Consider the following 8,472-nt stretch of genomic DNA (forward strand, 5'->3'; position numbering starts at 1 on the left):
GTGATCAGGCGATCGCAATATTGTTCTAGTTGTTGTTTACTTAAGTTTTCGGAGAGTATACCTGTTTGAATAAAGTTGCTAAAAATCTCTAGTTGTGAAGCTCTTTCTTCTGCTCTAATCAACTGTGCATCTTGGCCAGGGATTTGGATTTTATCTAAGATTTCTGGAAGTGTGCTTTTAAATCCTTTTCCTTCTCTGACTAGATGCTCTATCTTGGCAACAAGATTCTTTAAAAACTCAGGATAGTTAATCCGATTACTGGTGGCAATGTGTAATAAATTTTCTTGGATTAACTTGAGCTTATCTACTTGAGTATTACTATTTGAGGAGATACTGAAAAGTATTCCTTGCCATATTTCTAATCGCAATTTGGCTGCCGGAATATTTCTCGTCTGCTCTAGCTGTTCCAAGACAGGTTTGATGTCTGTATTATAGTCGGCAATAAACGGGACTGAATCCCCAGTCAACAATCCGGCTATTTTGAGAAGTATTGAATCCGAAAATTGGTAAATAAGGCGCTGCAATTGCTTGGAATTTTTTAGGCTTTGCTGAACAATATATTTTACCTGATTTGGGGAATTGGTGATCAGGCGATCGCAATAGTCTTCTAGCTCTTGTTTACTTAAGTTTTCTGCCCACCACGGTAGCATACCTGTTTGGATAAAGTAGCTAAAAACCTCTAGTTGTAAAGCTCTTTTACTAGCAATCTCTGATTTGCAAATTTGATCAGATAGTCTTTGATAGCGAGTTGCACTTACAGAGGTAATTTTATTTACTTCTATATTTTCCCCCGTCTCTCCCTCTGTTCTAGCAAGCAGTGGTGAAGACTCACCCAACTCAGTATTAGGTTGTGGCTGTGTTGACAAACTGGAACTTGAGTGGCTAATTTGTTCTTCTAATTGCTGTTGAATTTGTGCTATAATTTTGTCAATCAATTCCTGTTCTAGATTATTGATATCGATATTGCCTAGGTCTATTTCTAGGGTATTAATTCGATGTATTGTATCTAAATCGCTGAACTGATTAAATAAATTATCAATCAGGGGGAGGACTTTATAGCGATATAGTCTACTTACCTCATTTTGCAGTTCAAAAGCACCTTGCTGTGAACTTAAATTAAGTTCTATAATCTGTTTTTTGATAATATGTCGTTGTTGGTTCACTTCCAAAGGCTTTAACAAATAACTTCAAAATCTGTGCCGATAGTCATATATCCTAAAACATTAAATGGTAGAGTTGAAATACTACCATTTACCAAAAATTCGATCAGGTTATTAGTTGAATTTTTATCCATTTTTGTATTTAGCCAGAGCTGGTAGGCATTTTCAAATTTTATCATATTAGGTTTGTCTAACCAGTGGCAATAAGGAGTTATATGGGCGGGTATTTCGGCAATGATAATGTTATAAATTAGCTGTTTAAAGTTTTCTTCTTGAAAGCGAGGCAGCCAATCAGGGAATACAAAACTGATTTGGAAAGAGTAAGGATCTATTGTGTTTGAATCTGTGTTTGAATCTGTGTTTGATTTAAATTCTGAAAAATTCTCGTCTGAGTCGGGGTCGTTACTGCTGCGAGGACGAAGTAAAATATGTTCGACTATATGGAAACCTTCGGTTTCATCCGATTCATTGCAGAGAGCCAAAGTTTTTCGATGGTAAGGAATTCCTAGTAAACTACAAATTCTTTGTTTTAGTCCCGATACGTTTTCTGTATCCCAAACCTGACTGGAATCAGTGTAATTAAAGGCTTTACCCCTCCCGGCGCTAATTTGGGGATAATTTTGTAAGAAACTAATTTTATCATCAATCAGTTTTTCATCCAGAATTGATTCATATAAAAGTAAAGAATAATCTGTGAACTTTTCACAAAACTGTGCCATTAAATGATCCAGGAAACGGTTTATTCTTATCTTATCAATATCATTTTTATCTTCTGGTAAATTTTGCTCAAGGTTTAGGATTTCTGGCGCACCTGGAATGGGATAAAGTTCCTGGTAAAAGTAGGTTTTCTTGTTCTTAGTTTGAAAAGAGAATAAATCTTTAGCATGGTCTAATTGAGCAAAATAGTTAGCTAAAAGTTGGTCAAAAAACATTAAATAAGCTTGTAGCTGCTTGGCTTGAGCCTTGCGTTTGGGAGATGCGGAAGCCGGTAAACCTATTTCTCCAATACCGTAAGTAGCAGGAAAATCATTTTGGATTGATTCATAGTCAGATAATTCTCGGTATTGTCCCACTGGGATGGGGATATCTTTTCTTTGTGTAGTTGATGGTGTTTGGGTATTTTTTTGTTGTAATGATTCCAGATTAGTTTTAGCTTTAGCCAGGTTCGGATTGCACGGAATTTGTCCTTTATAAAAGGTAATGTTACTTGTCAAGCCATCTATATCTTTGAGTTGGGGTGTTAGATTAGGATCTAATGCTAACGCCCATTCTTCTGATTCTGATGACTTGTCGCTTGAAATAGTAATTATTCTAACAGTTTTTATCCCTGGAATATCTAAAATAATCCGAATTATGTCAGAGGTGTGCAGTTGGTTTTTCTTGATAAAACTATCAAGTTTTTCATCGTCAATGAAGCCATGTTCCAGGGGAACACCATCAAAAATAGCTTCAGGAGTTTTGCCTTGCTCCAGTAGTTCTTTTAAGGTAAAAAATTGTAGGTGAGGAGAAATAAAATTATCTAAGTCCAAATATATCTGTGCCATTAATTCATTCACATCAAATCCTTCTTCAATCTCAATCTCGGCTTTGTTGATGGTGATTTCTTCAATGGGTAAAATTTCGACTGAAGCAAAATCTTCACACAAATTTCGATGCTGATTAAGTTTAGATTTTACTTTTTCGATGAGACTCGCTTCGTCAGAGACATTTTTTTCTTTTTCGATTAGTACCCGATAAATTCCATTTAAGTTGACTTGCTTAGTGCGTTTAGAAGCTTCAAAAGTTAAGGTATGAAGAAGCGAATCGTAATAAATTGGGGGTTGTGAATTCTTAATGGGTTTAACCCATGCATTTTTAACACCATCAATGTCGATTAGCAGTTTGCGATAATCATTAATTGTGAGGGGATTAACGGTGAGGATTTCTCTGGCTGTGAAAAACTGTTTCCTGTTTTCTCCAGTTTTTTCTCCAGGAGCAGGCGCAAGCAAGTCTTTCATCTCGAAGTCAAGGCGATAGCTTAAATCCGTGATGGCATAGCAAAGTTGTTCTAGGATAGTAATACCGGGATCGTGGGTATTGTAGTCTGTCCACAGTTTCCCCCCTAGGCGTTCGATGTGCTTGATTCCTTCTTGTCGCAATAAAGCGAAATTCATGCCAGGATGTTCTGGGGGGGCGTTGGAGATGGTAAGGTTTTCAGTCATGATAGTAGCTTCTTACAGAAGTTGGGGACAGGGAACAGGGAATTCGTGCCCATTTGAAGACCGCTATATCAGGTACAATGGAGCGTGTACCTATGATGCTCGTTGAGCAGCTTCCCGCAGGGTAGCTACAGCGCAATAATGGGAAGGCATAAGCCATTTTTTTGCTTTCTGGGTTTTTGTTGATGCTATTGCACAGCCTGAGCTGCAATCGACTATGCTTTCCTATCAGATAGAGCGTGAGCCTTCTTGGGACATTAAAGGTAAATCCGGTCGCCTAAGGGGTTTGGAAATAATTTTTCTGTTGCTTGCCGTTTGTCGTTTCCGTAAGTCATCACAGATGGCTTTCAAATCGTAATTGAAAGTTCTAGCGTGTTCCTCTCGAATTCTGTAGATCTCTTCTAGAATTTCATCTCTCCACATTTTTATTCTCCCATTAATCAAATAGTGGATAACTCCTATTATACTGGTTTCAATGTAGACGGTTTCGCTCACAGAAATCTCTAAAATCTCTTCATCCCTCATCCTACAGCATTTAATCCTTGTTCTGAGGGTGTGTTGCTAAAGCCTCCGTTTCTAATCCTTGCAAATTGTCTGATTTCGAGGTAGCACCATTATGTTTAGCTAGCTCTTCTTCCAATACCTGAATTGCTCCTTGGATGCGGAGTAAGGTTTCACGGACATTGGCTTGTTTGGCTTCTAAATCGGCGAGTACTTTTTGTCCTGATTCAAATTCGGCTTTTAGTTGGGTTAGGCGTTTTTCTAGTTGTTCTTTCATGTTCCTTGTTGAGGATGATCGGTTACAATACAGCAGTTTTTAATTGGGTGAGGTGCAAATTATTGGGTTTTAGGGAGTAGGGAGTAGGGAATAAAGAAGAGGGAAAAAATCCTCTGTACTTCGTTACTATTAAAACCGCTATAGTATATTATAGCGTTTCTCGCAGTTATGAGGTACAGTCTTCTTTGACGTTGATTCCCTATCTTGATGCAGCGCATCCCTCTTCCCTATTCCCTCTTCTGTCTTCCCTGTTCCCTGTTCCCTGTTCCCTGTTCCCTACAATCCATAAATTGTATATCTCATAGCTATGATAATTGCTATATTTCAGATAGTTTTTGATAATAACTTTTCCACTGACACTTCAACATGGGGAAAAGCAACTGGATATAAAGTTCCATAGGCTTTGGTTTGTTTGATTTGATAACTATCCCCTGATGGTTGCTGAAACACGATCAGTTGTTGAGCTTTTAAATCTACAACCCAGTATTCTAAAATGCCAGCACGAGCATAGGCAATTCGCTTCTGTTCTAAGTCTTTTTCCAAGGTAGTGTCAGATATTTCTATCAATAAGTAAATTTCCTCGGCAGAAGGGTGACGATTGTCATACAAGGAAACTGGCAATTTAACAACAGCAATATCTGGTTCAGGTTCTGAATCAGGAAGGGAAACCGGATGTGCTTCGTAGATTTTAGCGCGTCCCCGGAGCTTTTCCCGTAAATAGTCTGCCATAGAATCGTTGATTTTCCGATGCAATGGTCCCTCTGGTGACATTTCAATAATTTTTCCCTCTAGTAATTCCACATGACGCTCACTGAGGATACCTGCTGCAATCATGTGATGATAGTCTTCAATTGACCATTTAGCTAAGGTAATCATTGCTCTACTCTAATTAAAGATGGCTCTTTTGGAATTGCTCCTTGGATGGGGAGTAAGGTTTTACGAACATTATTTAATAACTTGGCACAATCACCTCAATTTCAGGATGCCAATTAAAATCATCTTCATTAAACGTATAAATACTGGTTACTCCATGGGATATCATAATTGCCAGGTGCATTAAATCAAATACTCTAGCCCCCTTTACAGGGTTTATTTTGAGCAATTCAAACCATTCCTTAAAGATATTATCTGACATGGAGAGAAGTTCTATATTGGGCATTTGCATAAATCTTTCAATCCGCATTATTGTCTCTTGAGTAGTCAGAGGATTGGCTACAGATTTGGAACTAGTAACAACAGCATAAAACTCGGCAATTACCTGAGAAGACAGACAGATAACTTCTCTTTGACTAGGTCTTAAAATTTCTAAAGCTGCCCGATGTTTTTGCCTATTATCCTTACTTAAATCAATTGAATATACCAGAATGTTAGTGTCTAAATACCGTTTTATTTTCTTATTCGATGCCATAGACATTACTTCTAGTAAGTGGTTCTTTTACACCAAGGTCAGCAACCAACCAATCAAACTCTTGATGAAGTTGCTTCAAGTCTTCTTTCTCTTTGTCTTCTTTTTTACTTATATCTTGTGAAAAACTATTCTGTTGAGAAACCGCCTTAAAAGCAGCAATAATTTCTTCAAGCATAGCAATCTGTTTCGGACTTAGATCTGTCACATCTATGACTTTATTTTTCATTACAATTTTCCTCGTTTACTATTAGGTGTTTTGATTATAGCATGAGCGATCTCACTTGGTTCATGTAGGGTGGGCAGTGCCTACCAACTGTTTTGAGTTCGGCTAGACGTTTCTCCAGTTGTTGTTTCATGTTCCTTTAATTTTTAGATTCAGGTTCGGTTGAAATTTGGAGATGGTGCGTTACGCTACCGCTAACGCACCCTACAATATCGGCGATCGCACTAAACACCTATTATTGGTAAGTAAAATGCCATGACCACAAGTGTTCTTCCGCCACCGAAGCCATCTAGGCATGATGGGTTGCTATTCCACCTTGCCACATTGTCGCCAACTTTCTTCGACTGGAGCTTAACGGTATGCTCACCTGTCCCAAGCGGCAAGACGAGATTGCCATTCAAATTCACATTAGGATGATTAGAGCTATGGGCTTGAAAGTGCGAACCAGATTGGGGACAGCCATTACCGTCCACGACTAGCCTTGTTGCAACGAGATTACGACCTTTACAATTCCCCTCTGGTTGGACATTAATTGAATAGGTACAAAAAATTATTGCTTTTCTATCTAGGGTGAAAGTAACTGATGTATCGGAAACATCTTCCCACCCCGCGCATGTGATAGAAACATCAGTCTCTGGTTGGGCTGCCCATATTCCAGCCAAAACCCCGCCACCTTTAATTTTTCCTAACACATCCAGCTTTGCCTCTGGACTATCCGTACCAATCCCCACATTGCCCTTTCCAGGCATTAAGGCAATATGATCGTGACAATGATTAGATGTTCCAATCTCCAGTGTCTTTGCCTCTGGTTCGCATCCTCCACGGTAATATCTGATCCAGGCAGCATCACCACAACTTAGTTGTATCGCTCCAGTTACAGTTAGGTTTTTTACTGAAAGCTCCTGACTCGCAGAACCAGAAAAACGTGTTTTTGTGTCTACATAGGTTTTAATTGCTTTCTCCGTTGGTATTGCACAATCGCTATTACCTTCGAGAGTACAATCACAAGAAAATTCATTCACCGCTACTCCCTGTTGTAGCTTAAGATTGCCCTTCACTTCTAGTTTTGCCCCTGGATTTGTCGTCCCAATCCCCACATTACCATCTTTGGTGACGTTGAATACATCACACGCTTCTGCTGTAGAAAAGCTCAATCGCCCACCAGGTTTATTGGCAATTTCTACCCGATTATTCAATCCTTCGTTGGTGGAAAGTTCTAAGACGGCTAGGTTAGTGCAAGATTGAAATAAGCCTACTGCATCTGATCCTAGGACATGAAACTTGTGAGTTGGATTGCTCGTCCCAATCCCCACATTGCCTTTCCCAGGCATTAAGACAATATGATCGTCACAATGATTAGATGTTCCAATCTCCAGTGTCCTTGCCTCTGGTTCACCTCCTCGACGGTAATATCTGATCCAGGCAGTATCACCACAACTTAGTTGTATCGCTCCATTGACAGTTAGGTTTTTTGCTGAAAAATCCTGACTCACAGAACCATGGAGAAGCGCTTTAGTATCGGCATAGGTTTTAATTGCTTTCTCCGTTGGTATTGCACAATCGCTATTATCTTCGAGAGTACAATCACAAGAAAATTCATTCACCGCTACTCCCTTTAGTAGCTTGAGATTGCCCTTCACTTCTAGTTTTGCCCCTGGATCTATCGTCCCAATCCCCACATGGCAATCTTTGATAACCATCTGTACTGTTCCGTCAGTACCAGGGTTCAGTTCATTTTTATCATGAGTACCACCTTTGTACCAAGCAAAATTATTGTCAGTGCGGAAATATTGAGTGCTATCCTGTATCCCTATCCCGTAATTATTATTACACATGTTAATTATCTGTCTTGTCGGTGTATCAAAGCTAAGACTTCCTGAGACAGATAATTCCTTTGTGGTTGTACGCCCATCTACCAGTAGGTTGTTATTCCCTGGCTCGCAATCACCACCAACGTGCAAACCGCCATTTATAGAGAGTTTAGCCCTTGGATTTGTCGTCCCAATCCCCACATTGCCCTTTCCAGGCATTAAGACAATATGATCGTCACAATCATTAGATGTTCCAATCTCCAGTGTCGTATTTTCTCCTGAATTTCCACAACGGTAATACCTGATCCAGGCAGCATCTTTACTCCCATAATCCGGTTCTTTAGTAAAGAAAATACCGTTGTTTTTTTTATTACCCGCACTTGGTTTAATTACTCCATTTACAGTTAGGTTTTTGGTTGAAAAATTCTCACTCGGAGAACCATTGAGAAGTGCTTTAGTATCGGCATAGGTTTTAATTGCTTTTTCCGTTGGTATGGCCAGATCGCTACAACCTTCGAGAGTACCATCACAAGAAAATGCATTCACCGCTACTCCGTAGCATAGCTTTAAATTTCCCTTAACTTCTAGTTTGGCATCTGGACAGGTCGTCCCAATCCCCACATTGCCTGATTCTCTATCAATGGTTAAATGTTTTCCTTTTGAAACGCAGTCGCTATAGCTTTCTATATAGAATTTGTTGTCTGGATTCCCAATGTACTTAAGGTCAAAACCCCAGTTTGCTGCGGTCGATTCTCGCAATTGAATGGTGGCGGGTAAGGCAGGAGATGTTACCATCTCCTCCTCCCCTAAGAACCGGACTTGAGACTTTCACACTCATCCGGCTCAAGCCTATTCAGTCCACCCTTTTGTGTAGATGTTTATTTTTGGCTTTAT

At 39.4% G+C, this 8,472-nt stretch carries 8 protein-coding genes; all 8 read right to left on the minus strand.

From position 1 onward, the window contains the following. Positions 1 to 1,163: contractile injection system tape measure protein (locus tag F6K57_RS17125; RefSeq protein WP_293069475.1), on the minus strand; the 1,163-nt coding region annotated here is incomplete at its 3' end. A gap of 11 nt (positions 1,164 to 1,174) precedes the next feature. Continuing rightward, the gene (locus F6K57_RS17130; protein WP_293069469.1) at positions 1,175 to 3,313 is read right to left on the minus strand and encodes a hypothetical protein; all 2,139 of its coding nucleotides are present in this window, start codon (positions 3,311 to 3,313) and stop codon (positions 1,175 to 1,177) included. Between the two features lie 273 nt (positions 3,314 to 3,586). Then, positions 3,587 to 3,781, minus strand: coding sequence for a hypothetical protein (locus F6K57_RS17140; protein ID WP_293026188.1), 195 nt, complete (start codon positions 3,779 to 3,781; stop codon positions 3,587 to 3,589). Positions 3,782 to 3,893: 112 nt separating this feature from the next. Beyond that, entirely contained in the window at positions 3,894 to 4,136 is a 243-nt protein-coding gene (locus F6K57_RS17145) for a hypothetical protein (RefSeq protein WP_293026186.1), read from the minus strand. A gap of 324 nt (positions 4,137 to 4,460) precedes the next feature. After that, on the minus strand, positions 4,461 to 5,012 hold the full coding sequence (locus tag F6K57_RS17150) for a Uma2 family endonuclease (protein ID WP_293026184.1): 552 nt from the start codon (positions 5,010 to 5,012) through the stop codon (positions 4,461 to 4,463). Between the two features lie 73 nt (positions 5,013 to 5,085). Next, on the minus strand, positions 5,086 to 5,544 hold the full coding sequence (locus tag F6K57_RS17155) for a PIN domain-containing protein (protein ID WP_293026182.1): 459 nt from the start codon (positions 5,542 to 5,544) through the stop codon (positions 5,086 to 5,088). Further along, on the minus strand, positions 5,531 to 5,770 hold the full coding sequence (locus F6K57_RS17160) for a hypothetical protein (RefSeq protein WP_293026180.1): 240 nt from the start codon (positions 5,768 to 5,770) through the stop codon (positions 5,531 to 5,533). The genes F6K57_RS17155 and F6K57_RS17160 overlap by 14 nt, the downstream gene beginning before the upstream one ends. Before the next feature lie 221 nt (positions 5,771 to 5,991). Continuing rightward, positions 5,992 to 8,373 carry a hypothetical protein gene (locus F6K57_RS17165; RefSeq protein ID WP_293069473.1) on the minus strand — a complete coding sequence of 794 codons (2,382 nt, stop codon included), beginning with the start codon at positions 8,371 to 8,373 and terminating at the stop codon, positions 5,992 to 5,994. Positions 8,374 to 8,472 lie beyond the last annotated feature (99 nt).

Origin of the sequence: Moorena sp. SIO4A5 (assembly GCF_010672005.1) — a bacterium.
Classification (GTDB): domain Bacteria; phylum Cyanobacteriota; class Cyanobacteriia; order Cyanobacteriales; family Coleofasciculaceae; genus Moorena.